The sequence below is a fragment of the Streptomyces sp. NPDC002490 genome, assembly GCF_040296045.1.
GTDB lineage: Bacteria > Actinomycetota > Actinomycetes > Streptomycetales > Streptomycetaceae > Streptomyces.
This window is the reverse complement of the sequence record NZ_JBEOWM010000011.1, coordinates 110759-136905: the sequence shown is the minus strand read 5'-3', so window position 1 is coordinate 136905 and position 26147 is coordinate 110759. Positions and strand designations below refer to the sequence as shown.

Genomic DNA, 26147 nt, shown 5'->3' with positions numbered 1-26147 from the left:
GCAGCGATGAGCGAAGTACTTCTGTTCGCCGTTCTCGGACTCGGGCCAGGGGCGTTGATCGCGAGCCTGGCCGTCGGGATCGTGCTCAACTACCGCGGAGCGGGGGCGGTCAACCTCGGCATGGGAGCCGTAGCGATGTTCGCGGCCTTCGTCTTCTTCGGCCTGCGAACCGGCGGCTTCTTCGTACTTGAGGAACTCGACATGGGCGGACCCATGCCGACGCTACCGGCGTTCGCCGTGACGATGCTGTTCTGCGTTCTCCTCGGAGTGCTGTGGGACGCCGGGGTGCTCCGGGCGCTCAGGAAGTCGCCCCCACTGGCGAAGCTGGTGGCCTCGGTAGGGCTCCTGCTGGTACTCCAGGCGGTCATCAAACTGGAGTACGGCAGCGCGGGACAGTCGGCGGTGCCCGTCTTCGACGACCTCGGGTTCGTCAGCGTCTTCGGCCAGCAGGTCCCGAAGGACCCGTTCGTCCTGACGGGCATCATCCTGACTGTCACGGCACTGTTGGCGGCGGGATACCGCTGGACGCGTCTCGGGCTGGCCACGCAGGCGGCGGCGGAGAACGAGAACGCGGCAGAGCTGTACGGTCTGTCACCGAGCCGGCTCTCGATGGCCAACACGGTTCTGGCCTTCGCTCTGGCGGGCGGTCTCGGGGTCCTGGTCGCGCCCTTGACGCTGCTGAATCCGGTCTCGATCACCATCACAGTGATCCCCGCGCTAGGAGCGGCGCTGATCGCACGGTTCTCCTCGCTCTTCGTCGGGGCGGTCGCCGGTCTCGCCTTGGGAGTCATCGGATCGTTGATCACCTTGGCGCAGGCGCAGACCTGGTTCCCGACGGTGGACGGCACGCCCCTGCCGGGAGTCACCGAGTTGACCTACTTCCTGATCGTCGTGATTGCCATGTTCCTTCGGGGCGGCTCTCTTCCGCAACGCGGTGTCATCGTCGAGCCGAGGCTCCCGCAGGCGCCTGCAGCACGAAGGACACTCGTGCCCACAGCGGGGTTCGTCGCGGTGGTGGCAGTTCTCCTGGTGATCCTGCCGTTCGATGTTCGCCAGGCAACGATCACGTCCCTGATCGGCATGATCGTTTGCCTCTCGCTCGTGGTGATCACGGGTTTCGTGGGCCAGGTGTCACTCGCTCAGGTGGCACTCGCCGGGGCATCGGGGTTCGTCGTGTCCAAGCTGTCGCTCCACGTAGGGATCGGCTTCCCGTTCGCTCCCGTTCTGGGCGCTCTGGTCGCCATGCTGCTCGGCACGTTGGTCGCCTCGTCAGCGCTGCGCGTGCGAGGCGTGAACCTGGCCATCGTCACCCTCGCCGGAGCGGTGGCCATCGAGGCGTTCGGGTTCGCCAACTCGACGTGGGGTGCGGGCGGCGGTGGGTCGCAAGTGGGCACCCCGACTCTCGGCGGTGTCGACTTGGGACCGGGAGGCAGCTTCTTCCTCGGCGATGACACGCTGCCGAGCCCGCTGTTCGGCATGGTCTGCCTCGTGGTGGCGGCTGCTACCGGTCTGCTGGTGGCGCAAACCCGGCGCACCCTGCTCGGGCAACGAATGCTCGCGGTACGTTCCAACGAACGTGCGGCGGCGTCGGTCGGGATCGGTGTGCGGAACGTGAAGTTGGCCGCCTTTGCCCTCTCGTCGGGGATCGCGGGCGTCGCCGGCTCGTTGTACGCGTACTCGTTCGGGTCGGTCACCGCCGGACGGTTCGGCGTCATGACGGCCCTGGCGTTCGTTGCGTTCGCCTACATGGGCGGCATCACCACCGTGAGCGGCGCCGCGGTCGGCGGCCTGCTGGTCTCCGGCGGCCTCGTGATCACCTTGGTGCAGAACCTCACCGGACTGCCGACGGCGTGGGAGCTGCTCTTCGGAGGCGTCGCCCTGATCCTCACCGTGACCACATCACCCGCAGGCATCGTCGGTACGCGACTGCCCGGATTGAAGGCGCGGAAACAGCCCGGCGACGAGGTGGTCGCCACGCACGAAAGGACTCACGCGCCATGAACGCCCTCAGGGCAACGGGCATGACGGTCCGGTACGGCGGCGTCCAGGCCGTGGCCGATGTCGATCTCGAACTGCACCCGCACAAGCTCGTCGGGCTCATCGGACCCAACGGCGCCGGCAAGACCTCGTTGATCGACGCCATCACCGGCTTCACCTCGGCGTCGGGACGGGTGTTCCTCGGGGACCGGGACATCACCCGGTCCAGACCGGACCAGCGGGCGAGGGCCGGCCTGATGCGCACCTGGCAGTCGGCCGATCTGTTCGAAGACCTCACCGTCAGAGAGAACCTGTTGGTCAGTGCCCATCACCCGTCCGTGTGGCAGGCGCTCGTCGAGTTCGCCAGTGGCCGGCCACCACGACACTCCGGCATCGACCGGGCTCTTGAGTTGATGGACCTGCGCGATCTCGCCGAGCGCCGTGCCGATGAACTCACCGAAGGTCAACGGAAGCTGGTCGCCGTGGCCCGATCGCTGGCGCCGGTGCCGTCGGTACTGTGTCTGGACGAGCCGGCGGCAGGTCTGGACGCGGTGGAGAGCCGGGAACTGGGGAAGCGCCTGCGTCGCGTGCTCGACACCGGGATCGCGCTTCTGCTGATCGACCATGACATGGATCTCGTCATGTCCGTCTGCGACGAACTCGTGGTCCTGGACTTCGGCCGGGTGATCGCACGGGGCACGCCGGAGGCGATCCGGAACGATCCCGACGTGCTGAGCGCCTACCTCGGCGCCTCCTCGGCCGCCGCCACCGCAACGCCGCAGGACGGGGTCGAGGACGACGGAGGGCTGAACGGATGAGCAAGCCCGTGCTGAGCGTCCGGCGGATGTCCGTGGGATACGGCGGCGCTCCCGTCGTACGTGCCCTCGATCTGGAGGTCCGCGCCGGTCAGGTGGTCGCCCTGCTCGGCCCCAACGGCGCCGGCAAGTCGACGACCCTGCGTGCGGTGTCCCGTGTGCTCAAGACGGTCGCGGGATCGGTCCGCTTCAACGGCGAGGACGTCGCCGGACTGAGCGCGAGTGCCCTGGCCCGACGGGGCACCGCGCATGTGCCGGAGGGAGGGGGGACCTTCGCCGGACTGACCGTCGGAGAGCACTTCAAGCTGTCGCACCGCGGTGAACGGCTGGACGTCCCTACGGCATTCACGTATTTTCCGGCCCTTGAGGCCCTGCGGGATCGTCGCGCGGGTCTGCTCAGCGGGGGCGAGCGCCAGATGCTCGCCGTCGCCCGCGCACTCGCCCGACGCCCGAAGCTGCTACTCGTCGACGAGTTGAGTCTCGGGCTCGCGCCTCTGATCATCAAACAACTGCTGCCCATCGTGCGACGGTTCGCCGACGACACGGGTGCGGGAGTCCTGCTGGTCGAACAGCACGTGCACCTGGCTCTTGAGGTTGCCGACCACGGCTACGTGCTCTCCCACGGCGAGCTCGTCACCCACGCAGGAGCGGCGGCCCTTCTGGAGGACCGGCAGCTTCTCGTGGCCGGCTACCTTGGAGGGTCGGCCACGACCTCGCCATCGTGACAAACACCCTTTCGACCTGCCGGGTACGCGGGAGGAGCATGGAGGTGAGTGACCGGGGCGGGTCCTGAACCGGTACCCGGTCCGGTGCGTGCGCAGGTGGGCGACCTTGTGCACACGGCCGGACCGGCCGGGGACGTGGCATGAACAACATCCGGCTGTTCCTCCCGGAAGACGTCACGGCCCTGATCCGTCCGGCCGCGGGTCGTGCGGGCTGTCTCCGCGAAGGCCCCCGAGCAGCCCTCGGCGTCAAGACTGCCTCGTCCTCCAAGCGGTCGTCCACGGATGCTCCCCGAGGGGTCCACGGAGGACGGCGATCCGAACGAGGACGGGGTACGGGCGAGAACTCGTCCAGGGCGTCCGGGTCGTGTGCCAGGTAGGCGATGAGGCCGTCATGGCCGTAGGTCAGCAGCAGTTTGCCGGTGTCCCGCATCATGTAGCCGGTGTTCAGGCAGTCCACGAGGTTACGGCCCAGCCGGTCCACGACCGCGCCGGCGATGCCGTCGTACGGCCCCCGCTCGTCCCGGAGCCACGGGCCGAGCTTCGGGCGGGTCATCGGGTCGGTGGCTCCCGAGACCTCCCAGTCGTCGGCCCAGGCCATGACGGGCCCGTCGACGGACTCGACCGCGGCGAGCACGTCGTCACGCTGGCGCTCCGGGGAGCTGGTGGCTGCGGACATCTGGGAGAGGTGGGGGAATCCGACGAGGCATCGACCACAACCGTCAAAGGGACGTTCGATCATGTTTCGAGCCATGCCATGCATACCGCAGCCTCCGCCGGTGTGCGCTCAACCCCGGTACGCCTCCAGCAGCCGCAGCCACACCTCGCTGATCGTCGGGTACGAGGGGACGGCGTGCCACAGGCGTTCCAGCGGGACCTCGCCGGCGACGGCGATGGTGGCCGAGTGGATCAGTTCGCCCACTCCGGGGCCGACGAAGGTGACGCCGAGGAGGACCTCCCGGTCCAGGTCCACGACCATCCGGGCGCGTCCGCGGTAGTCGTCTGCGTAGAGGTAGGCGCCGGCGACGGAGGAGAGGTCGTAGTCCACCGCGCGGACGCGGTGACCGGCGGCTTCGGCTTCGGCGAGGCTCAGGCCGACCGCGGCGACCTCCGGGTCGGTGAAGACGACCTGGGGGACGGCGGTGTGGTCGGCGGTGGCGGCGTGGGCGCCCCAGCGGTCGGTTTCCAGGAGCGGTACGCCCTGGGCCCGTGCGGTGATCGCCGCGCCCGCGATCCGCGCCTGGTACTTGCCCTGGTGGGTGAGGAGCGCGCGGTGGTTGACGTCGCCGACGGCGTAGAGCCAGGGGTGGTCCGGCACCCGGAGGGTGTCGTCCACGGTGAGCCAGTCGCCCGGTGTCAGGCCGATGGTGTCCAGGCCGATGTCGTCGGTGCGGGGGGCGCGACCGGTGGCGACGAGGACCTCGTCCGCGGTGACCCGCTCGCCGTCGCCGAGTTCCACCGTGACGGCGTCCGCCTCCCGGGTCACCGACCGCACCGAGGTGCCCGTGCGGACCTCGGCGCCGGCTCCGCGCAGCGCTTCGGCGACGAGGTCTCCGGCGAAGGGCTCCATCCGGGGCAGCACCCGGTCACCGCGCACCAGGAGCGTCACCCGGGAGCCCAGGCGCTGCCAGGCGGTCGCCATCTCCACGCCGACCACTCCCCCGCCGATGACGACGAGCCGTCGGGGGGCCCGTTCGGCGCTGGTGGCCTCGCGGCTGGTCCACGGGTGGGCTTCGGCCAGGCCGGGCAGGTCCGGGAGCCGGGCGCGGCTGCCGGTGCAGACGGCCACGGCGTGCCGCGCGGTGAGGTGGTGGGTCCGCCCGTCGGGTGCGGTGACGGTGACCCGGCGGGGGCCGTCCAGACGGCCGTGGCCGCGGTGGAGCCGGGCACCCGTCGACTCCAACCAGGTGACCTGTCCGTCGTCGCGGTGGTGGGCGGTGACCTCGTCCCGGTGGGCGAGTACCGCCGCGGTGTCGAGGGGCCCCTGGACGGCGTCGGCCAGTCCGGGGGTCCGGCGGGCGTCGGCGCGGGTGATCACGGGGCGCAGCAGGGCCTTGCTGGGCATGCACGCCCAGTAGGAACACTCGCCGCCGACGAGTTCGGCCTCGACCACCGCCGTGCTCAGGCCGGCCGCGCGGGTGCGGTCGGCCACGTTCTCCCCCACCGGTCCGGCGCCCAGCACCACCACGTCGTACTCGGTCGTCTCCGTCATGGGCACCAGTCTGGAGGCAGGTGTGTCGCCGGGCCACACGGGTACGCGTTCGACGGGCGCGCCCGCCCGTGGGCTCGGGTGGAATATCCCCCGGGCCGTGATCGTTGTGCGGAACGGTGCCGGCCGTTCGGCCGAAGGCCCGCCGGTGCCGCCGGGATCCCGGGGCCCGAGGTCGCGGGCCCGGAGCAGGGTCACCCGTCACGACCAGGAAGCAGGCAGCGGACATGAGCAAGACCGTGGAACTGACCAAGGAGAACTTCGACCAGACGGTCACGGACAACGAGTTCGTCCTGATCGACTTCTGGGCGGCCTGGTGCGGGCCGTGTCGTCAGTTCGCCCCGGTCTACGAGCAGGCCGCGGAGGCCAATCCGGACCTGGTGTTCGCGAAGGTCGACACGGAGGCGCAGCCGGAGTTGGCGCAGGCGTTCGAGATCCAGTCGATTCCGACGTTGATGATCGTGCGGGACCAGGTGGCGGTGTTCTCGCAGCCGGGCGCCCTGCCGCAGGCGGTGCTCGACGACGTGATCAGCCAGGCGCGGGGCCTGGACATGGACGAGGTGCGCAAGTCGATCGCCGCGGAGCAGCAGGGCGGGAGCTGATCGAGCGTTTCCTCGCGCGCTGCGCCCGGTGGCCCTCGACGGCCACCGGGCGTTGTCGTGGACGGGGATGGACGGGGTGTTCGCTGAGGTCAGAAGGGGTGTGCGGGGACGTCCGCGTCGACGGTGATCCAGCGCAGTTCGGTGAAGGCGTCGGCGTTGGCGTCGCCGCCGAACCGGGTGCCGGTGCCGGACACGCCCGTTCCGCCGAAGGGGGCGAGGGCCTCGTCCCCGACCGTCTGGTCGTTGATGTGGGCGATGCCGGTGGGTATGCGTTCGGCGAGCTCCCGGCCCCGGGCGGCGTCCCGGGTGATGATGCCGAGGGAAAGCCCGTACGGACCGGCGGCGGCCAGGGCGGCGGCTTCGTCGAGGGTGGTGAAGGGGCGTACGGGGGCGACCGGCCCGAAGACCTCCTGGGCGTAGGCGGGGGTGTCGTCGTCGACGCCGGTCAGTACGGTGGGCCGGTAGTAGGGGCCGTCGTGGGTGCCGCCCGCGCGGATCACGGCGCCGGCGGCGACGCTGGCCTTGACCAGGTCGTGCACGGTGCGCGTCTGTTCCCGGTCGATGAGCGGCCCGAGGTGGACCTTGTCCCGGTGGGGGTCCCCGACGATCAGGGCGTCGGCCTTGGCGGCGAGCCGTTCGACGTACTCCTCGTAGTGCGAGGCGTGGACGAGGTGGCGGCCGGTGGTCATGCAGATCTGGCCCTGGTGGAAGAAGGCCCCCCAGGCTCCGGCGGACAGTGCGGCCTCCAGGTCGGCGTCCTCCAGGACGATCAGGGCGGAGTTCCCGCCGAGTTCCAGGTGGGTCCGCTTCAGGTGCCGTCCGGCGGTTTCGGCGACCGAGCGGCCCGTTCGGGTGGAGCCGGTGAAGGAGATGACGGGGACGTGGGGGTCGGCGAGGAGTTGCCGTCCGGGGTCGGGGCCGCCGGGAAGCACGTGCAGGAGGTCCGCGGGCAAGCCCGCGGCGTGGAAGAGGGCGCCGAGGGCGAGCCCGCCGGAGACCGCCGTGCGGGGGTCCGGCTTGAGGACGACGGCGTTGCCGAGCGCCAGCGCCGGGGCGACCGAGCGCAGGGACAGCACGAGCGGGGCGTTGAACGGCGCGATGACCCCCACCACGCCCACGGGCACCCGCTGGGTGTACGCGAGGCGGGGGGCCGTGCTGCTGAGCACCTGGCCGGTGGGGCGGGTGGCGAGGGCGGCGGCCTCGTAGCACTCCTGGGTGGCCACCGAGAGTTCGAAGTGGGCCTTGCCCGGCACCGAGCCGGATTCGCGCACCAGCCACTCCCGCAGTTCGTCGCCGTGGGCGACGAGCAGGTCCCCCGCGCGGCGCAGCACGGCCGCGCGTTCGGCGGCGGGGCGCCCGGCCCAGGACCGCTGGGCGACGGCGGCCCGGGCGACGGAGGCCGTGACGTCGCTGGGCCCGGCGCTGCGCACCCGGGTGAGCACGGCGTCCGTGGCCGGTTCGACCACGTCGTACCACGGGCCCGTCACGACGGGCGACTGCCAGGTCATGGGGTGGAGCGGGGTCATCGCGGGTTTCCCTTCGCCGAGGTCGGGCCGGGTCGGTCGTGGTGGGCCCGGGGCCGCCGCCTCCGGCGGGCCACCGGGTGGTGCGAGGGGTACGCGGTCGCCGGGATCGCCGCGCGGACGTACGGGGCCGGGCGGCCGGCGGGCTGTGGCACCGCGCGGGCCGCCCGGCCGGTGCCGGACGTTCCCGGTCGAACCGCGGTGCGCGGTCCGACCGGGCGGGGTCAACCGCTTTCGCGCTCCACGAGGACCGCGCCGAGGAGTTGCCGGGTGAGGGGCTCCACCGCCGGCTCGTGGACGACCCGGTCGACCAGTGCGGCGAGTTCCTGACCGGAGGGCAGTTCGGTGCGCACCGTGGTGAGCCGGGGGCGCAGCAACCGGCCGAGCATGAGGTCGTCGGCGCCGACGAGCCCGGTGTCGTCGGGTACCCGGATGCCTTCGTCCTGGAGGGCGCGCATCAGGAGCATCGCGTACTCGTCGTTGTGGGCGAAGACCCCGTCGAGTCCGAGGTCGCGCCAGCGGGCGGCGAGTCGGGCGGCGGAGGTCTCGTCGTAGCGGAGGGGGACCTCGACCACTTCGGCCCCGGATTCGTCGGCGCTCTCCCGGACGCCGTCGGTGCGCGGCCGGGAGAGGGCTTCGAATCCCTTCTCCTCGGGGACGATCACTCCGATGCGCCGTCGCCCGCGGTCGACCAGGTGGGCACCGGCCGTGCGCCCGACCGCGTGCTGGTCCATCAGCAGGGCGTGGGCTCCGGTGACCTGTCGGGGGCCGAAGGTGATGACCGCTCGGGCCCCGGACCGTTTGAGCAGGGACACGCTGCGCGGTCCGAGGTCGTGCACCCCGGGGGCGAGGACGGCGACGGGCCGTAGTTCCGCCCAGGCCCGGGCGGCTTCCTCCCCGCTCAGGCCCACCCGCCCGTACTGGACGACCGTGTAGTCCAAACGGCCGAGGGCCCATTGGAGTTCGCCGAGGAACCGGCTGTAGAGCGGGCTGACCGGTACGGCCGGGGTGGGCATGAGGACCATGCGGCTGTGCCCTGCCCTCAGGCTGCGGGCGGCGGCGTGCGGGACGTAGCCGAGTTCCTTGGCGGCTTCGTGCACCCGGCGCCGGGTGGGTTCGCTGATCCGCACGGCGCTGGTGTTGTTGAGGACGTAGGAGACGGTCGCTCGGGAGACTCCGGCGAGCCGGGCGACGTCGGCGCTGGTGGGCACCGCGCGGGTGAGGGGTCTGGGGGAGGAACGGGACGGAGTGGGACTGGCGTTGTGTGCGGGCTTGGTGGACGGGGAGTCCGTCAGGCGTGGGGCACGCCGCGGTACGGGCTCCCGCTCGGCTGACTGATCGGATACGCGCACGACGGGCTGCTCGGGTATCTGCACCATGACGCTCCGCATCCTTCCATGGGACCGAGCGGTATTTTCAGCCTACCTGGAATCGGCCAACTTCCTTTCAGACAGCCTTTGTTGACTATTGTTCAGACCAGAGGGAGGCCGTCCGACGTCACGGACGAACCCCGGCCCCCTCACCCGCCTGCGGTTCCCCACCCGGCGAAGGCGGCGGGGTGCTCCTACCGTGGCGCCCATGACCGACTTCCCCGAAGGCCCCGACGCCCCCGGTCGCTCCGGCCCGCACGCCACCCGGCAGGTCGCGGCGCACACCGCCGTACGGGTCCGCACCGAGTACGCCCCCGATCCGGACGGGGACCCCGATCCGGGCGAGATCGTCTGGACCTGGGTGCCCTTCGAGGAGGGCGACGGCCGCGGCAAGGACCGGCCGGTGCTGGTCGTGGCCCGCGAGGCGACCGGCACCCTGCTGGCCGTGCCGTTGTCGAGCAAGCCGCACGAGGACCGCACCTGGGTGCCGATCGGCAGCGGCCCCTGGGACCGCGAGGGCCGTGACTCCTGGGTGGACCTGGGCCGGCTCCTGCGCGTCCACGAGGACGGCATGCGCCGGGAGGCGTGTGCGCTGGACCGGCCCCGGTTCGAGGCCGTGGTCGCACGGTTGCGCACGCTCCACGGCTGGCCCTGAGCCGCCGCGGGGGTCGGCCCCCTCCCTCCGCGGCGAGCACGATGGGTACCCGAATCAGCTCAGTGCGGGAGGCGGACGTCGGGCGTTGTCCGTAGGGGCGGCGCGACGGAGGTAGACGCCGTACGGCGTGGGGTACCACCCTGTGGGCCGCAGGGTGGTAGGGCAGGGTGCCGCACCCCGTCGCACCCGGGCCCGACGGGACACGCCGGTCCGACGACCGGAAGGGGCCCGGGGCGGGCGTACGGGCGGACGGTGGCGCGGGCACGCCCCCGGGGCGTCGACCCGGGTCGCGCGCGCACTCCCGCTGTCCCATGCTGTGCTCAGGGCCGAGCACCGCGTGCGCCCCGGGGCACCTCCGCCGGGGCGCGCCGTCGAAGCATCCGGCCGCATCGTCCGATCGAGGGTCGCGGGCACCCTTGTGCGGACGGTGCCGACCGTCTTGGGTGGACGAGTACCACCGAACCGGGCCATCCCGGCCCGGTCGGTTCCAGGAACTCCACCTGAGGATTTGGAGGGTCCCGGCCATGTCAGAGAGTGACTGTACTCACTCCACCACCCTGCTCTCGGACGCGGACACGGAAGCGCTGGTCCGCGGCATCTGCTTCAAGACCGGCCCGCCCCGCACCCTCGGCGTCGAACTCGAATGGCTGGTCCGCGCCGTCGACCGGCCCCACGAGCAGGTGTCCCGAGCCCGTCTGGACGAGTTGTACGCCCTGCTGCGCACGCTGCCGCTGCACTCGGCGCTCACCGTGGAACCCGGGGGGCAGTTGGAGCTCAGCTCCGCGCCCGCGCCCGCGCTCACCGCGTGCGTCACGGACGTGGCGAGCGACCTGGCGACCGTACGGGCGGCCCTGCGTCCGCTGGGGCTCGCCCTCGTGGGGGTCGGCACGGACCCGTGGTGCGGTCCGGTGCGCTGGCTCCGGGCGCCCCGGTACGCGGCCATGGAGACCTACCTCGACCGCGCCGGGCCCGCCGGACGCATGATGATGTGCTCGTCCGCCTCGGTCCAGGTGTGCGTGGACGCGGGGTACGAGGAGCCCGGGCCGCTGGGCCTGGGGCGCCGCTGGCGACTGGCCCACCTGTTGGGGCCGGTGCTGGTGGCCGCGTTCGCCAACTCTCCGCTGGCCCGGGGCCGCCTGACGGGATGGCGCTCCACCCGGCAGGCGCTGTGGGCGGACATCGAGCCCGGCCGCTCCGCCGCCCCGCCGCTGGGGGCCGAGCCCCGCGCCGGGTGGGCCCGCCGGGTGCTGGACGCCCCGGTGATGTGCGTGCGCACCGAGGAAGGGCCCTGGCTGGTGCCGGACGGACTGACCTTCCGCTCCTGGATACGCGGCGGGCTGCCCCGCCCGCCGACCCGCTCCGACCTCGACTACCACATCAGCACCCTGTTCCCGCCGGTCCGTCCGCGCGGACACCTGGAGCTGCGGATGATCGACGCCCAGCCCGGGGAGGACGGATGGATCGTGCCGCTGGCCGTGACGGCCGCCCTCTTCGACGACACGGAGGCCGCCGAGACCGCCTACCGGTGCGTGAAGTCGCTCTCCGAACGGGACGACGCACCGGCTCCCGGTAGCGAGCTGTGGCTGACGGCCGCCCGGGAGGCGCTCGGCGACCCGGAACTGCGGGAGGCCGCCGGGGTCTGCTTCGACGCCGCCCTGTCCGCGCTGCCCCGCCTCGGTGCGTCCGCCGGCGTCACCTCCGCCGTGGCGGCCTACGCGGACCGCTTCGTGCACCGCGGACGCTGCCCGGCCGACGAGTCGATCGAGGGCTTCGCCCCCCGTGGGAAGGACCCCAGCTCATGACCGAGTCCGCCGACACCACGCCGAGGGACCCCGATGCGGTGCGGGAACGGGCCCGGGAGGCCCTGCTCGGCGCCCGTGAACGCACCGCCCTGTTGACGGAGTGCGTCACGGACGGGGAGTTGACCTCGCAGGTCTCGCCGTTGATGTCACCGCTGGTGTGGGACCTCGCGCACATCGGCAACCAGGAGGAGCAGTGGCTGCTGCGGGCGGTGGCCGGGCAGGGGGCGATGCGCCCGGAGATCGACCCGCTGTACGACGCGTTCGAGCACCCGCGCGCCGAGCGGCCCTCGCTGCCGCTGCTGGCCCCCGCCGAGGCCCGCGCCTACGCGGCGGAGGTGCGCGGTCGGGCCCTGGACGTCCTGGACGCCGCCCCCGTGCACGGCTCACCGCTGCACGACGCCGGCTTCGCCTTCGGGATGATCGCCCAGCACGAGCAGCAGCACGACGAGACGATGCTCATCACCCACCAGTTGCGCACCGGGCCGACCGTGCTGACCGCGCCGGCCCCCCGGCCGGCGACCGCGTTCACCGGCCCCCACGAGGTCCTGGTGCCCGGTGGAGCGTTCACCATGGGCACCTCGGCGGAGCCGTGGGCACTGGACAACGAACGTCCCGCGCACCGGCGCACGGTGCCCCCGTTCTTCCTGGACACCGTCCCCGTGACCAACGCGGCGTACCAGCGGTTCGTCGAGGACGGCGGCTACGACGAACCGCGCTGGTGGGAGCCGCGCGGTTGGGAGCACATCCGCGCGCACGGGATCCACGCCCCCCTGTACTGGCGCCGCGAGGGCGGGGTGTGGCTGCGGCGCTCCTTCGGGGTCACCGAACCGGTGGTGCCCGACGAGCCGGTGCTGCACGTGGGCTGGTTCGAGGCGGACGCCTACGCCCGGTGGGCGGGGCGCCGGCTGCCGACCGAGGCGGAGTGGGAGAAGGCGGCCCGCTTCGACCCGGCGACCGGCAGGTCCGCCCGCTACCCCTGGGGGGACGCCGACCCCGGCCCCGACCACGCCAACCTGGGGCAGCGGCACCTACGGCCCGCGCCGGCGGGCAGTTACCCGGCCGGGGAATCGTTCCTGGGTGTCCGACAGTTGATCGGTGACGTGTGGGAGTGGACGGCGAGCGGCTTCGAGCCGTACCCCGGTTTCACCGCCTTCCCGTACCGGGAGTACTCGGAGGTCTTCTTCGGGGGCGACTACAAGGTGCTGCGGGGCGGTTCGTTCGCCGTGGGCCCGGTGGCCTGTCGGGGCACCTTCCGCAACTGGGACCACCCCGTGCGGCGGCAGATCTTCTCGGGCTTCCGCACCGCCCGTGACGCCGCCCCGGACCGAGGCGGTGCCCGGGAGGTGGTGCGCTGATGTGCCGCCACCTGGCCTACGTGGGCGCGGAGACGACGCTCGGGGCGCTGCTGACCGCACCGCCGCACGCCCTGCACCGCCAGGCGTGGGCGCCCCGCCGCCAACGGCACGGCACGGTCAACGCGGACGGCTTCGGGGTCGGTTGGTACGCCGACGGGGACCCGGTACCGGCCCGGTACCGGCGCGCCGGGCCGATCTGGGCCGACCTGTCCTTCGCCGACCTCGCCCGGGTGGTGCGCACCCGGGCCCTGCTGGGCGCGGTGCGGGACGCCACCGTGGCGGACGCCGACGGGGAGGCCGCGGCGGCCCCCTTCGCCTTCGGCCCGTGGCTGTTCAGCCACAACGGGGCGGTGCGGGGCTGGCCGCACACGGTGGTGTCGCTCGCCGCGGAGCTGCCGCCCGTCGACCTGCTGTCGCTCGCGGCCCGTTGCGACGCGGCGCTGGTGTGGGCCCTGGTGCTGCGGCGGCTCACCGACGGGGTCGCGCCGGGGCGGGCCCTCGCGGACACCGTCGCGCAGGTGGCCGAGGCGGCTCCGGACTCCCGGCTGAACCTCCTGCTCGCCGACGGGTCCGCCGTCGCCGCGACCGCGTGGGGCGATTCCCTGTTCGTGCTCTCCGATCCGTCCGGGCGGCCCGGCACCGGCACGGTGGTCGCCTCGGAGCCCTACGACGACGACCCCCGGTGGCGACAGGTGCCCGACCGGACCCTGTTGACCGCCACCGCCACCGAAGTCCATCTGACCCCGCTCGAGGAGCCCGTCCCGTGAGCCCGTTCCGCCTCACCCGCACCCTGCCCGAGGACGCCGCGGGCGCGGCGCTGCGCGCCGATGTGCGCGCGGGTCTGATCCGCACCCCGAAGACCCTGCCGCCCAAGTGGTTCTACGACGCGCGGGGCAGCGCCCTGTTCGACCGGATCACGACCCTGCCGGAGTACTACCCGACGCGGGCCGAACGGGAGATCCTGCTCGCCCGCTCGCCCGAGATCGCCGCGGCGACCGGGGCCCGGACCCTGGTCGAACTGGGGTCGGGGTCCTCCGACAAGACCCGCCACCTGCTGGACGCCCTGGTCGGACTGCGGACCTACGTTCCGGTGGACGTCAGCGCGAGCGCGCTGGAGCAGGCCGGGGCGGCGCTGCTCGCCCAGCGGCCCGCGCTGGACGTCCACGCCCTGATCGCGGACTTCACCACGGCCGTCGAGCTGCCCGTCGACGCCCCCGGTCCGCGGCTGGTCGCGTTCCTCGGCGGCACGATCGGCAATCTGCTGCCCGCGGAGCGGGCCGCGTTCCTGCGCTCGGTGCGCTCCCTGGCGGCTCCCGGGGACGCGCTGCTGTTGGGGACCGACCTGGTGAAGGACGAGGCGACGCTGGTCGCGGCGTACGACGATGCCGCCGGGGTCACGGCCGCGTTCAACAAGAACGTCCTCACCGTGATCAACCGCGAGCTGGGGGCCGACTTCGACCTCGACGACTTCGCGCACGTCGCCCGGTGGGACGCCGAGCGGGAGTGGATCGAGATGCGGCTGCGCGCCCGCACCGCGGTGACCGTGAAGGTGCCTGCGGTGAACCTGGCCGTCGACTTCGAGGCCGGGGAGGAATTGCGCACGGAGGTGTCGGCAAAGTTCCGCGAGGCGGGCGTCCGCGCCGAGTTGGCCGCGGCCCGGTGGGAGGTCACCCGCTGGTGGACGGACCGGGCGGGGCGGTTCGCGCTCTCGCTGAGCACGGCCCGCTGAGCGGACCGGCGCCGGTGCCCGAGGGGGCACCGGCGCACGGGGTCAGCCCAGGGCCCGTGTGATCAGCATCGACGCCTTCTTGGCCTCGCTCGCGGGGTCGCTGCCGGTGAGCACCGCCGTCATGTACTTCTTGATGGGGTTGTCCAGCTCGACCTTGCCCCAGTTCGGGGAGTTGGGGGTGGCCCGGCCGCGCACGGACCCCTCGGCCATCGCGGCGACGCCGGGCTCGCCGGCGACGACCCGGGCGAGGGTGGTCTTGTTGGGCACGTAGCCCATGGTCCGGGCCAGCTCGGTCTGCCACTTCTCGCCCGTCAACGCCTGGATCAGGGCGACCGCCCCCCGGCGGTCCGTGGTGTTCTCGGGGACGACGAGGACGGAGCCGCCGATGAAGACGGAGCCCTTGCGGTTCGCCGTCTTCCCCGGGATGGGGAAGTAGCCCAGCTTCTCCGCCACCTCCGCGTTGGTTTCCTTGATCTTGGCGGCGGCGCTCGGCAGGCTGACGATCTGGGCGATGTTGCCGCGGGCGAACTCCACGGCCTGGTCGGGGTTCTTCTCGTCCGACCGCTTCGGCCCCTTGCCCAGGGCCTGCAACTCGGCGTAGAAGTCCATGGCCCGTCGGGCTTCCTCGGTGTCGAGGGCGCCCTCCCAGTTGCCGGAGCGGTCGGACGCCAGGTCCCCGCCCTCGTCCCAGATGAAACCGGCCAGCGTGTACCACTCCTGGCCGGGCAGGTAGATGCCCTGGACGTTGCCGCTGTTGAGGGTCTTGGTGATGGCCAGCCACTCGTCACGGGTCTGCGGCACCTTCTTGATGCCGGCCCGCTCCCACAGCTCCTTGTTGTAGATCACCACGCGGTTGGCGGCGAACCAGGGGATGCCGTACTGGCGGTTGTTGAACTGTCCCGGCTCCGAGAGGCCGGTGACCCAGTCCTCCATGCCGAAGTCACGCGCCGACTCCAGCGTGAGTTCCAGCAGCCCGCCCTCGTCGACGTACTGGGCGACCTGGGTGTTCCCGACCTCGATCACGTCCGGGCCGCCGCTCTTGGAGTCGAGCGCCTCCCTGATCTTCTGACCGATGCCTTCCCACTCGAAGATCTCGACCTTCAACTCGACGTCGCCGTGTTCCTTGCCGAACCAGTCCTTGAACTCGTCGAGGAACGCATCGGAAGCGCTGTCCTTCATCAGCCACATGGTGATCGTGCGGCCTCCCGAACCCCCACCCGGCAGGATGCTGCACCCGGTGGCGAGGGCTGCGGTGGCGCCCAGGGCTAGCGAGAGGACGGTCCGGCGGCGGGGCATCACATGGGTCGCTTTCTTCCAACAGCAAGGGGAACGTCAACCCGATGTGGGGGAAGAGCGTCGGCTCCATACGGGTGGGCTCGAAGTCTGGTACGCGTCAAGGACGCAGGTCAAGAGGCTGAGTGAGCTCTGTGAGTTTACCGTGAAGGGGGACGCCAACATGAGGCGGAGAGGAGAGCGCTCATGTCCGACCACACCTACCGGGTGACCGAGATCGTCGGCACCTCCACCGAGGGCCTGGACCAGGCCGTACGGAACGGAATCGCCCGGGCCTCACGCACCCTCCGCAACCTCGATTGGTTCGAGGTCACGCAGGTCCGGGGCCAGATCGAGAACGGCGAGGTGCAGCACTTCCAAGTCGGTCTGAAAGTCGGTTTCCGCATCGAGGACTGACCGCGCGGCCCCGCAGCAGGGGCCGCGCCCCTCTTCCGGCGCCGCCGTGACGGGCCCCCACCGGGTCGGACGATGGCCGAAAATGAGGGAAGTCTCACGTCCGCACAACCCCATGCGCCCCTTGGATTCCCTCGTTCCCCGGGCGAAGCACGGATGGCGGGAATCATCCCCGGGCCCCCGCCCGGGAACGACGACTCGGCCTCCGCCAGGGGCCGCTCGACGCCAGGGGCACCGGCCCGGGCCGCTCAGGCGCGGCACCCCACGGCCCTCGCGGCCTCCTCGGTCCGTCTCGGGAGTCCCGCCCGGACCGTGGTCGAGGCGGCGGAGGGAGCCGTACTCCTGGTGGTCGGGCGACGGGCCCTCCCCGCCGGTACGGCCCGGGCGGGCCTCCACCACGCCCTCTGCCCGGTGACCGTCGTTCCCCGCGCAGGAGACGGGTCCACCGTGCACCGGCAGTTGCACCCCCGGGGACGACGGCTCAGCGGGTGCGCAGATCGCGTCCGGTGACCTCTCTCGGCACCACTCTGATCCAGCGGGTCCGCCTTCCTTCGGCCCAGGGCCGCGAGCCCGTGCGACGGGTGAGTGCGGACAAGGTCTCGACGTCGGTCACGGACTCGGCCACTCCCGTCACCAGGATGCTCCAGCCACGGCTCCTCGCGTCGTCCAGGTGGTCGGCTTCGAAGGAGAGCGGGGCGCCCGACTCGACCGCCGCGGGACTCCCCGGCTCCGTGCGGTAGACGATGCTCCTGCCGTCGACGAGGAAGTTGACCGGCAGGATCACGGGCGTCTGGTCTCCCCGCAGCCCCAGGCGCCCCACGCCGTGGGTGCCGAGCCGTTCCCAGCACTCCCGTTCCGAGAGCCGTGCGAGGTAGGTGTGTCCTGTGGCCTCCCCCAGCCCCGGCGGAGGGTCGGCACGACCGTGGAGCAGCTCGTCGTACGTCGTGCCCAGGGCGGCGGCGACCCGGGCCAGTCCGTCCGGGTCGAAGCTTCCGTCCTCGACGAGACGGCGCAGGTAGGGCGGGGACATCCGCGCATGGTGCGCGAGCTCGGCCGTGGAGAGTCCCTGTTGCACCCGACGCAACTCGACCCGTTCGGCCACGGTTGGCGTCGGGGGCCCGCCCTCCGCGTCACGGTCCGGCCTGCCTGGGGTGCCCATGCCCCGCCTCCCTCACTCGTGGCGCCCGCGCTTCCGCGAGCGCCACCGTGGACCCGGAACGACATCTCCAGCATCCCGCCTCGGGCGGCCGTAGGCACGCCCGGGCGGGCGGGATCGGCGGAGTGGAGCGACCCCGACCACCGTCTGCCATGGGCCTCTCACTCGCGGAGCACCACGGCCACGGGTGCCGCGGCCAGGTGCAGGACGGTCCGGGTCACCGAACCGATGCCCTGGCGCGGACCGGCCCTGCGTCCCGCCCGGCTGGCCAACCTCTGCGCCCCTTCCCCACGATCGGCCACGACGGCTACCTGCGCTCACCGGGGGTCAGGAGCCGGTCCGTCGGCCCGGGGGTGTGCCGCCGAGGCTCCCGGTGGGGGCACTCGCCGGAGAGCGTGAGGGTGCGGGTCTCCCCCGGTGCCACCGAGACCGTGCGGTCGGGGAGCTCGATGCGGACGGGCGCCAGGTCGGAGTCGGGTACCGACACCTGTAGTCGGCCGGCGCTCAGCCGGAGCCGGATTCCCCAGTGCCCCCGGTAGCGGATCGCGAAGCCGTACGCGTCGGATCCGGCGTACAGGACGGACAGGGGGTCGAGCCGTAGGGCTTCCGGGCGGGGTTCGAGGCCGGTGAGGCAGCGCTGGACGAGGTCGAGGGTGCCGGCCATGGCCCCGAGGTGGATGCCCTCGCCGGTGGTGCCGCCCTGGAGGTCGGCGATGTCGCCCATCAGGGCCTCCCGGGCGAACGCCCATGCCTCGGTGCGCCGCGCACGGGCCAGTGTCCAGGCGTGGACGAGGCTGCTGAGGGTGGAGCCGTGGCTGGTGCGGCGTAGGTAGTAGTCCACGGTGCGTTGCCAGGAGGCGTCGTCGAGGTCGTACCCCAAGTGGTGGAGGACTTCCCGCAGTCCGGACGGGGTGAACAGGTATCCGAGCATCAGGACGTCCGCCTGTTTGGACGCCTGGTAGCGATTGGCGGTGTCCCCTTCGGCCTCCAGGATGCGGTCGAGCCTTCGGATGTCCCCGTAGCGGTGGCGGTAGTCGTCCCAGTCGAGTTCGGCCAGGTCGCCGTAGCCTTCGAACTGACTGATGACCCCCTGGTGGTGGGGGACGTACAGCTTCCGTGAGACGTCCTCCCAGTGCTCGGTCCCGCCGGTGTCGAGGCCGGTGCGCCCGAGGAGTTCGTCCTTCAGCGGCGCCGGAAGGGTGCGCAGCACGTCGAGGGCGCGGGTGAGCACCCAGGACGCGGTGACGTTGGTGTAGGCGTTGTCATCGATGCCCGGCGCGTCGCTGTCGGGATAGGCGTCGTGGTACTCGTCGGGGCCGACCACGCCCCGGATGCGGTATCGGCCCAGCCCGGTGTCGTACACCGCGGTGTCCGCCCAGAAGCGGGCGATCTGGAGGATCGTCTCCGCTCCCCGTGCGTGGAGGAAGTCGGTGTCCTGCGTGGCCTGCCAGTACGTCCACACGTTGTACGCGACGGCCGAACCGACGTGGTGTTGGAGACGGGAGTGGTCGGGCAGCCAGCGGCCGGAGCGTGGATTGAGGTGGATCTGCTGCGTCTCCTCCCGGCCGTCGCTACCGCTCTGCCAGGGGTAGCGGGCGCCCGTGCGGCCGGTGTCGCGGGCGGCGTCGCACGCCCGTTCCAGCCGTCGGTGGCGGTAGGTGAGCAGGGCGCGGGACACCTCGGGGAAGTGGAGGTTGAGGTAGGGCAGGACGAACAGTTCGTCCCAGAAGACGTGCCCCCGGTACGCCTCTCCGTGCAGCCCCCGGGCGGGGACGCCGGCGTCCAGGTCGACCGTGTGCGGGGAGAGGGTCTGTAGGACGTGGAAGAGGTGGAGCCGCAGGATCGAGCCCGCTTCGCCCGGCACGTCGAACTCGGCGTTGCGCCACAGTCGGTCCCAGGCGGCCCGGTGGGATTCCAGGAGCGCGTCCGCGTCCGGAGCCCGCGCCACCCGGTCGAGCGCTGCGTGCAGGGGATCGCTGATGGCCCGGTCGCACGAGGTGTGCAGGGCGACGGTCTTGTCCACGGTGATCCGCCGCCCGTCGGTCAGCGGCACGCGGAAGGCGAGCACGGCCCGTCCGTCCGTGGACGCTCCGGCGTTCGGAACGGCGCTGCCCTCCACGGTGGTCCGCGCGGCCAGTGCGACGCGGATGCCGGAGGTGGCCGTGCGGCAACTCAGCCACACCGTGCCCGGCGCCGGGGCGCCGGCCCGGACGTCCGCGAGGTGGTGTCCGGCGAGTTGCCGGTAGCGTTCGACACCGCTGTTGGTGACCGTCCCGTCGATCGCGGATTCCACCTCGATCTCGCCGGACCAGCCTTCGGCGGTGAGTTCGGTGCGCAACAGGGCGAGGTGGGGGTGGGCCATGTGCACGAGCCGTACTTGCCGCACGGCGAGTCGACGGCCGTCGACCTCGTAGCACAGGGTGCGTTCCAGGATGCCGGAACGCAGGTCGAGCCTCAGGCGCTGGCCGTGGACGGGATGCGTGTCCGGTGTGAGCCAGGAGGTGTCCGCACCGTTCGGGAGGCGGAAGCGCAGGGGAAGCCAGTTGGGCAGGTTCACCATGTCCTCGTTCTCCACCCGCTGTCCTGCCACGTTCGAGACCAGCCGGTCGTAGCAGCCCGCGGCGTAGGTGCCCGGGTAGTGGACGGCGTCCGCGGCGCACTCGGGGGCCGCGCCGCGGGTGGCGAAGACGCCGTTGCCGAGCGCGCACAAGGATTCCCGGACCCTCTCGTGATCCGGCTCGTACCCCTCGTACTCCCAGATCCACGCGGCCACGGGTCAGCCCCTCGTCAGCGGGGGCGTCGGGCGGGGGCCGGCAGCGGGCGGGGCGTCCCTCGTCGCGTCGTCGGAGGCCGCTGCGATCACGGTGCTCATGCGGGTGGGGGAACCACGGCCGCGGGGCACCGGGCGTGGTGGAGGGGGGTGGGGGCGACGGGACCGCGTTGCAGCCCGAACCGGCCGCCCCGGCGCAGTGCACCGAGCACCAGCAGACCGGCGGTTGCCGAGGCGTCCCGCAGGACGTTCCGGGCGGATCCCTCGGCCGTGCCGGTGCACCGGCACGGGCAACCTCATCGCTCTGGTCCTTCCGTCTCGCACGGAACAGTCTGGTCACAGCAGGGCCCCGGTCGCGACTTTGGAGGGGGTGAACCGGGCGGACGAGGAGACCCCGGCGCCGCCCCCTCCGCAGTCGCGACCGGGCGATGCCGGTGCGAACACCGGAACCGACGACCGCGGGGCGCTCCTCGACTCCTACCGGAGACCGGCCCGGGTGGCGGGACCGCACCGCACCGGAGAAGGTGGGGGTGTGCCGTCCCGGTGGCCCTCGGGCACCGCCCGGGGCGGACGTCCCGCCCGCACCGGAGTGGAGCCGTGTCCCCAGCGTTCCCCGAACCCGACCCCTACGTCCGGGTCCGAGGTGCGCGCGAGCACAACCTGCGGGGCGTCGACGTGGACGTCCCCCGCGACGCGCTGGTGGCGTTCACCGGGGTGTCCGGCTCGGGCAAGTCCTCGCTGGCGTTCGGCACCGTCTACGCGGAGGCGCAGCGGCGGTACTTCGAGTCGGTCGCCCCCTACGCACGGCGGTTGATCCACCAGGTCGGGGCGCCTCAGGTGGCGCGGATCACGGGGCTGCCGCCGGCGGTCAGCCTCCAGCAGCAGCGTTCGACGCCGACCGCGCGCTCCTCGGTGGGCACGGTGACGACCTTGTCCAACTCGTTGCGCATGCTGTTCTCCCGGGCCGGCACGTACCCTCCGGGGGCGCCCCGGCTGGACTCGGACTCCTTCTCCCCCAACACCGCGGCCGGGGCGTGTCCCGGATGCCACGGACTGGGCCGGGTGCACCGGACCACCGAGGAGCTCATGGTGCCCGACCCGTCGCTGTCGATCCGGGAGGGCGCCATCGCCGCCTGGCCGGGCGCGTGGCAGGGCAAGAACCTGCGGGACGTGCTCGACGCCCTCGGCCACGACGTCGACCGCCCGTGGCGGGAGCTCCCGCCGGCCGAGCGCGAGTGGATCCTCTTCACCGACGAGCAGCCCGTGGTGACCGTGCACCCGGTGCGGGAGGCGGACCGGATCCAACGGCCGTACCAGGGCACGTACACCAGCGCCCGGCGGTACGTGCTGAAGACGTTCGCCGACTCGAAGAGCCCCGCCCTGCGGGCCCGGGCGGAGCGGTTCCTGGACAGCGCCCCGTGCCCGGTGTGCGACGGTCGACGGCTGCGGGCCGAGGCGTTGGCGGTGCGGTTCGCCGGCCGGGACGTCGCCGGGCTCGCGGCACTGCCGCTCGACGCGTTGGCGCGGGTGCTGCGGGAGCACCGGGACGTTTCGCCGACCGCCCGGGTCCTCGTCGACGACCTGCTGTCCCGGATCGAACCCGTGCAGGAGCTGGGCCTCGGCTATCTGAGCCTGGACCGGTCGGCGCCGGGGCTGTCGGCGGGGGAACTCCAGCGGCTGCGGTTGGCGACCCAGTTGCGGTCCGGACTGTTCGGCGTGGTGTACGTCCTCGACGAGCCGTCCGCCGGGCTCCACCCGGCGGACGTCCGAGCGCTGCTCGCGGTCCTCGATCGGCTGCGCCGGGCCGGGAACTCGGTGTTCGTGGTGGAGCACCACCTCGACGTGATCCGGCACGCGGACTGGGTGGTGGAGGTGGGGCCCGGTGCGGGCGAGCACGGCGGGCGGGTGCTGCACAGCGGGCCGGTGGCGGACCTGGCGGGGGTGCCGGACTCGGCGACCGCCCGTTTCCTGTTCGGGCAGCGCCCCGCCGCGCCGCCGGGGACGGGGGACCGACCGGGCGGTGCGGACCGGGGTCGGCTGCGCATCGGGCCGGTCACCCGGCACAACCTGCGCGGGGTGAGCGCCGAGGTGCCGTGGGGCGCCCTGACCGCGGTGACCGGCGTGTCGGGGTCGGGGAAGTCGACGTTCGTGGGCGCGATCACCGAGGAACTCGACGGGGTGGGACGGTTGGTGAGCGTCGACCAGCGGCCGATCGGCCGGACCCCGCGCTCCAACCTGGCCACGTACACGGGGTTGTTCGACGCGGTCCGCAAGGCGTTCGCGGGCACGGACGCGGCCCGGGAACGGGGATACGGGGTGGGCCGGTTCTCGTTCAACGTCGCGGGCGGGCGGTGCGCGACCTGCCAGGGCGAGGGGTTCGTCTCGGTGGAGCTGCTGTTCCTGCCGAGCACCTACGCACCCTGCCCGGAGTGCGGGGGCGCGCGCTACAACGCCGAGACCCTCCGGGTGCGGTACCGCGGTCGTAGCGTCGCCGAGGTGCTGGACCTCACCGTGGAGTCCGCGGCGGCGTTCTTCGCCGACGTGCCGGCCGCGGCCCGCAGCCTCGACGCGCTGCTCGACGTGGGGCTCGGGTACCTGCGGCTCGGGCAGCCCGCGACGGAGTTGTCCGGGGGCGAGGCGCAGCGGATCAAGCTCGCCACGGAGCTCCAGCGGGCGCGGCGCGGGCCGGCGGTGTACGTGCTGGACGAGCCGACGACCGGGCTGCATCCCGCGGACGTGGCGGTGTTGATGCGGCAGTTGCGGAAGTTGGTCGGGGCGGGGCACACGGTGGTCGTGGTGGAGCACGACATGTCGGTGGTGGCGGACGCGGACTGGGTGGTGGACCTGGGGCCGGGCGGCGGGGACGAGGGCGGTCGGGTGGTGGCCGCCGGGCCGCCGCGGGAGGTGGCCCGGGCTGCGGGGAGCCGCACCGCCCCCTACCTCGCGCGGGAGGTGGCGGGCCGTTGAGAAGGTGGGGCTGACGGGGCCGGGGATGAGCACCACCTCCCGGCCCCGTCCGTTCGCGGTGGGTGGCGAACGGTCCCGGGGCCGGCGGTTACCGCTCGCCGGCGGAGCGGGTGGCGCGCAGCCACTCGCGGTTCATGCGGGTGATGGAGACCAGCGGGATGCCCTTGGGGCAGGCGGTGGCGCACTCCCCGGCGAGGGTGCAGCCGCCGAAGCCCTCCGCGTCCATCTGGGTGACCATGTCGAGGACCCGGGTCTCCCGTTCCGGTGCGCCCTGGGGCAGCACGCCGAGGTGGTTGACCTTGGCGGAGGTGAACAGCATCGCCGCGCCGTTGGGGCAGGCGGCCACGCAGGCGCCGCAGCCGATGCACTCCGCGTGTTCGAAGGCGAAGTCGGCGTCGGGCTTGGGCACCGGGGTGGCGTGGGCCTCGGGCGCGGAGCCGGTGGGCACGCTGATGTAGCCGCCGGCCTGGATGATCCGGTCGAAGGCGGAGCGGTCGACGACGAGGTCCTTGACCACCGGGAAGGCGGCGGCGCGCCAGGGCTCGATGTCGATGGTGTCGCCGTCCCGGAAGGACCGCATGTGCAGTTGGCAGGTGGTGGTGCGCTCGGGGCCGTGGGCGTCGCCGTTGATGACGAGGCTGCACGCGCCGCAGATGCCCTCGCGGCAGTCGTGGTCGAAGGCGACGGGGTCCTCGCCCTTGAGGATGAGTTCCTCGTTGAGGGTGTCGAGCATCTCCAGGAAGGACATGTCGGGCGAGATGCGGTCCACCTCGTACGTGGACATGGCGCCGTCGGACTCGGCGTTCTGTTGGCGCCAGACGCGCAGGGTGAGCTTCATGCGTAGCTCCGCTGGGTGGGGTGGACGTACTCGAAGACCAGGTCTTCCTTGTGCAGGACGGGTGCGGTACCGGTGGAGGTGAACTCCCAGGCCGCGGCGTAGGAGAAGGAGTCGTCGTCGCGCTTCGCCTCGCCGTCGGCGGTCTGGGACTCCTCCCGGAAGTGTCCGCCGCAGGACTCCTCGCGGTGCAGTGCGTCGAGGCACATCAGCTCGGCGAGTTCGAGGTAGTCGACGATGCGGTTGGCCTTCTCCAGCGACTGGTTGAACTCCTCGCCGGTGCCGGGGACCTTGAGGCGGCGCCAGAACTCCTCGCGGATCCGGGGGATGCGTTCCAGCGCCTTGCGCAGCCCGGCCTCGTTGCGGGCCATGCCGCAGTACTCCCACATGAGTTCACCGAGTTCGCGGTGGAAGGAGTCGGGGGTGCGGTCGCCGTCGACGGAGAGCAGCCGTCGCAACCGGTCCTCGGTCTCGGCGAGGACCTCCCGCACCGCCGGATGGTCGACGCCGAGGTCTTCGTCGGCGGGGCGGGGGTGGCGGGCGAGGTAGTCGTTGATGGTGGACGGCAGCACGAAGTAGCCGTCGGCGAGGCCCTGCATCAGCGCGGAGGCGCCGAGCCGGTTGGCGCCGTGGTCGGAGAAGTTGGCCTCGCCGACCGCGAAGAGGCCGGGGATCGTGGTCTCCAGGTCGTAGTCGACCCAGAGTCCGCCCATCGTGTAGTGCACGGCGGGGTAGATCCGCATGGGGGTCTCGTACGGGTTCTCCGCGGTGATCCGCGCGTACATGTCGAAGAGGTTGCCGTACTTCTCCTCGACCTTGTCCCGGCCCATGCGTCGGATGGCGTCGGCGAAGTCGAGGTAGACGCCCTGGCCGCCGGGGCCGACGCCGCGGCCCTCGTCGCAGACGTTCTTCGCGGCGCGGGAGGCGATGTCGCGGGGGACGAGGTTGCCGAAGGAGGGGTAGATGCGCTCCAGGTAGTAGTCGCGCTCGTCCTCGGGGATCTCGGCGGCCGGGCGGGTGTCGCCCTGGGCCTTGGGCACCCAGATCCGGCCGTCGTTGCGTAGCGACTCGCTCATCAGGGTGAGCTTGGACTGGTGGTCGCCGGTGCGGGGGATGCAGGTGGGGTGGATCTGGGTGAAGCAGGGGTTGGCGAAGTGGGCGCCGCGGCGGTGGGCCCGCCAGATCGCGGTGGCGTTGGAGTTCATGGCGTTGGTCGACAGGTAGAAGACGTTGCCGTAGCCGCCGGAGGCGAGGACCACGGCGTCGGCGAAGTACGTGTCGATGCGGCCGGTGACCAGGTCCCGGGCGACGATGCCGCGGGCGCGGCCGTCGATGACGACGAGGTCGAGCATCTCCGTGCGGGCGTGCAGTTCGATGGTGCCGGCGGCGATCTGCCGCGACATGGCCTGGTAGGCGCCGATGAGGAGTTGCTGACCCGTCTGGCCGCGGGCGTAGAAGGTGCGGGAGACCTGGACGCCGCCGAAGGAGCGGGTGTCGAGGAGTCCGCCGTACTCGCGGGCGAAGGGGACGCCCTGGGCGACGCACTGGTCGATGATCTCCACGGAGACTTGGGCGAGCCGGTGGACGTTGGACTCCCGGGCGCGGAAGTCGCCGCCCTTGACGGTGTCGTAGAAGAGGCGGTGGATCGAGTCACCGTCGTTGCGGTAGTTCTTGGCGGCGTTGATGCCGCCCTGGGCGGCGATCGAGTGGGCGCGGCGCGGCGAGTCCTGGTAGCAGAACTGGATGACGTGGTAGCCCTGCTCGGCGAGGGTGGCGCCGGCGGAGCCGCCGGCGAGGCCGGTGCCGACCACGATCACCGTCTGCTTGCGCCGGTTGGCGGGGTTGACGAGCTTGGCCTCGAACCGTCGGGTGTCCCAGCGCTCGTTGATGGGTCCGCCGGGGGCCTTGGCGTCCGCGAGGGGCTCGCCGGTGGCGTAGTCGGCGTACGGGGGGAAGGCGTCCTGGGAGGCCATG

Annotated in this window: 21 protein-coding genes; 11 read left to right on the top strand and 10 right to left on the bottom strand. The window is 72.4% G+C overall.

Translation table 11 applies throughout. The annotated features are described in order from the left end of the window. The first annotated feature begins 6 nt into the window (after nucleotides 1-6). Genes ABT092_RS09990 through ABT092_RS09980 form a run of 3 tightly spaced genes read left to right on the top strand, consistent with a single transcriptional unit; the run spans nucleotide 7 to nucleotide 3517 of the window. Entirely contained in the window at nucleotides 7-2001 is a 1995-nt protein-coding gene (locus ABT092_RS09990) for an ABC transporter permease (RefSeq protein WP_351241811.1), read from the top strand. Beyond that, the gene (locus ABT092_RS09985) at nucleotides 1998-2795 is read left to right on the top strand and encodes an ABC transporter ATP-binding protein (RefSeq protein WP_351241809.1); all 798 of its coding nucleotides are present in this window, start codon (nucleotides 1998-2000) and stop codon (nucleotides 2793-2795) included. Before ABT092_RS09990 ends, ABT092_RS09985 begins: the two co-directional genes overlap by 4 nt. After that, entirely contained in the window at nucleotides 2792-3517 is a 726-nt protein-coding gene (locus ABT092_RS09980) for an ABC transporter ATP-binding protein (protein ID WP_351241807.1), read from the top strand. Before ABT092_RS09985 ends, ABT092_RS09980 begins: the two co-directional genes overlap by 4 nt. On the opposite strand, the gene ABT092_RS09975 is transcribed toward ABT092_RS09980, so the two are convergent. Together ABT092_RS09975 and ABT092_RS09970 are read right to left on the bottom strand one after the other, a co-directional pair. Next, nucleotides 3426-4193: a recombinase family protein gene (locus tag ABT092_RS09975; protein WP_351241805.1), complete on the bottom strand. Its 768-nt coding sequence runs from the start codon at nucleotides 4191-4193 to the stop codon at nucleotides 3426-3428. The genes ABT092_RS09980 and ABT092_RS09975 overlap by 92 nt on opposite strands. 108 nt (nucleotides 4194-4301) lie before the next feature. Continuing rightward, the gene (locus ABT092_RS09970) at nucleotides 4302-5726 is read right to left on the bottom strand and encodes a dihydrolipoyl dehydrogenase family protein (protein ID WP_351241803.1); all 1425 of its coding nucleotides are present in this window, start codon (nucleotides 5724-5726) and stop codon (nucleotides 4302-4304) included. Nucleotides 5727-5842: 116 nt separating this feature from the next. Between ABT092_RS09970 and trxA the strand changes: the two genes are divergently transcribed. Continuing rightward, a complete protein-coding gene (gene trxA, locus ABT092_RS09965; protein WP_351241801.1) occupies nucleotides 5843-6325 on the top strand; it encodes a thioredoxin in 483 nt (160 codons plus the stop codon). Between the two features lie 89 nt (nucleotides 6326-6414). On the opposite strand, the gene ABT092_RS09960 is transcribed toward trxA, so the two are convergent. Together ABT092_RS09960 and ABT092_RS09955 are read right to left on the bottom strand one after the other, a co-directional pair. After that, the gene (locus ABT092_RS09960) at nucleotides 6415-7851 is read right to left on the bottom strand and encodes an aldehyde dehydrogenase family protein (RefSeq protein ID WP_351241799.1); all 1437 of its coding nucleotides are present in this window, start codon (nucleotides 7849-7851) and stop codon (nucleotides 6415-6417) included. 221 nt (nucleotides 7852-8072) lie between these two features. Beyond that, a complete protein-coding gene (locus ABT092_RS09955) occupies nucleotides 8073-9059 on the bottom strand; it encodes a LacI family DNA-binding transcriptional regulator (RefSeq protein WP_351241797.1) in 987 nt (328 codons plus the stop codon). A gap of 367 nt (nucleotides 9060-9426) precedes the next feature. Between ABT092_RS09955 and ABT092_RS09950 the strand changes: the two genes are divergently transcribed. The 5 genes from ABT092_RS09950 to egtD all read left to right on the top strand — a co-directional run bounded on the left by ABT092_RS09950 (nucleotide 9427) and on the right by egtD (nucleotide 14759). Continuing rightward, nucleotides 9427-9873 (top strand): type II toxin-antitoxin system PemK/MazF family toxin, encoded by a 447-nt coding sequence (locus tag ABT092_RS09950; protein ID WP_351241795.1) that lies wholly within the window; start codon nucleotides 9427-9429, stop codon nucleotides 9871-9873. A 524-nt stretch (nucleotides 9874-10397) separates the two neighbouring features. Beyond that, complete coding sequence (gene egtA, locus ABT092_RS09945; RefSeq protein WP_351241793.1) at nucleotides 10398-11675, top strand: ergothioneine biosynthesis glutamate--cysteine ligase EgtA; 1278 nt, start codon at nucleotides 10398-10400, stop codon at nucleotides 11673-11675. Then, complete coding sequence (gene egtB / locus ABT092_RS09940) at nucleotides 11672-13030, top strand: ergothioneine biosynthesis protein EgtB (protein WP_351241791.1); 1359 nt, start codon at nucleotides 11672-11674, stop codon at nucleotides 13028-13030. The genes egtA and egtB overlap by 4 nt, the downstream gene beginning before the upstream one ends. Then, the gene (gene egtC / locus ABT092_RS09935; RefSeq protein WP_351241789.1) at nucleotides 13030-13797 is read left to right on the top strand and encodes an ergothioneine biosynthesis protein EgtC; all 768 of its coding nucleotides are present in this window, start codon (nucleotides 13030-13032) and stop codon (nucleotides 13795-13797) included. The genes egtB and egtC overlap by 1 nt, the downstream gene beginning before the upstream one ends. Continuing rightward, the gene (egtD, locus tag ABT092_RS09930) at nucleotides 13794-14759 is read left to right on the top strand and encodes an L-histidine N(alpha)-methyltransferase (protein ID WP_351241787.1); all 966 of its coding nucleotides are present in this window, start codon (nucleotides 13794-13796) and stop codon (nucleotides 14757-14759) included. The genes egtC and egtD overlap by 4 nt, the downstream gene beginning before the upstream one ends. Nucleotides 14760-14801: 42 nt before the next feature. Here egtD and ABT092_RS09925 read toward each other — a convergent pair whose 3' ends face one another. Then, the gene (locus ABT092_RS09925) at nucleotides 14802-16055 is read right to left on the bottom strand and encodes an extracellular solute-binding protein (RefSeq protein ID WP_351241785.1); all 1254 of its coding nucleotides are present in this window, start codon (nucleotides 16053-16055) and stop codon (nucleotides 14802-14804) included. 183 nt (nucleotides 16056-16238) lie between these two features. Here ABT092_RS09925 and ABT092_RS09920 point away from each other — a divergent pair, with 183 nt between their 5' ends. Continuing rightward, nucleotides 16239-16448: a dodecin gene (locus ABT092_RS09920; RefSeq protein ID WP_351241783.1), complete on the top strand. Its 210-nt coding sequence runs from the start codon at nucleotides 16239-16241 to the stop codon at nucleotides 16446-16448. Nucleotides 16449-16926: 478 nt separating this feature from the next. Here ABT092_RS09920 and ABT092_RS09915 read toward each other — a convergent pair whose 3' ends face one another. The 3 genes from ABT092_RS09915 to ABT092_RS09905 form a co-directional block, all read right to left on the bottom strand. Beyond that, nucleotides 16927-17604 (bottom strand): helix-turn-helix domain-containing protein, encoded by a 678-nt coding sequence (locus tag ABT092_RS09915; protein ID WP_351241781.1) that lies wholly within the window; start codon nucleotides 17602-17604, stop codon nucleotides 16927-16929. Between the two features lie 158 nt (nucleotides 17605-17762). Then, on the bottom strand, nucleotides 17763-17903 hold the full coding sequence (locus ABT092_RS09910) for a hypothetical protein (protein WP_351241779.1): 141 nt from the start codon (nucleotides 17901-17903) through the stop codon (nucleotides 17763-17765). Nucleotides 17904-17908: 5 nt separating this feature from the next. Further along, nucleotides 17909-20374 carry a glycoside hydrolase family 65 protein gene (locus tag ABT092_RS09905; protein WP_351241777.1) on the bottom strand — a complete coding sequence of 822 codons (2466 nt, stop codon included), beginning with the start codon at nucleotides 20372-20374 and terminating at the stop codon, nucleotides 17909-17911. Between the two features lie 594 nt (nucleotides 20375-20968). Between ABT092_RS09905 and ABT092_RS09900 the strand changes: the two genes are divergently transcribed. Next, nucleotides 20969-23338: an ATP-binding cassette domain-containing protein gene (locus ABT092_RS09900; RefSeq protein WP_351241776.1), complete on the top strand. Its 2370-nt coding sequence runs from the start codon at nucleotides 20969-20971 to the stop codon at nucleotides 23336-23338. Nucleotides 23339-23426: 88 nt separating this feature from the next. Here the strand turns inward: ABT092_RS09900 and ABT092_RS09895 are convergent, their stop codons facing one another. Then, nucleotides 23427-24176, bottom strand: a complete 750-nt coding sequence (locus tag ABT092_RS09895) for a succinate dehydrogenase/fumarate reductase iron-sulfur subunit (RefSeq protein ID WP_351241775.1) — start codon at nucleotides 24174-24176, stop codon at nucleotides 23427-23429. Continuing rightward, nucleotides 24173-26146, bottom strand: a complete 1974-nt coding sequence (locus ABT092_RS09890) for a fumarate reductase/succinate dehydrogenase flavoprotein subunit (protein ID WP_351241774.1) — start codon at nucleotides 26144-26146, stop codon at nucleotides 24173-24175. Before ABT092_RS09890 ends, ABT092_RS09895 begins: the two co-directional genes overlap by 4 nt. Nucleotide 26147 lies beyond the last annotated feature (1 nt).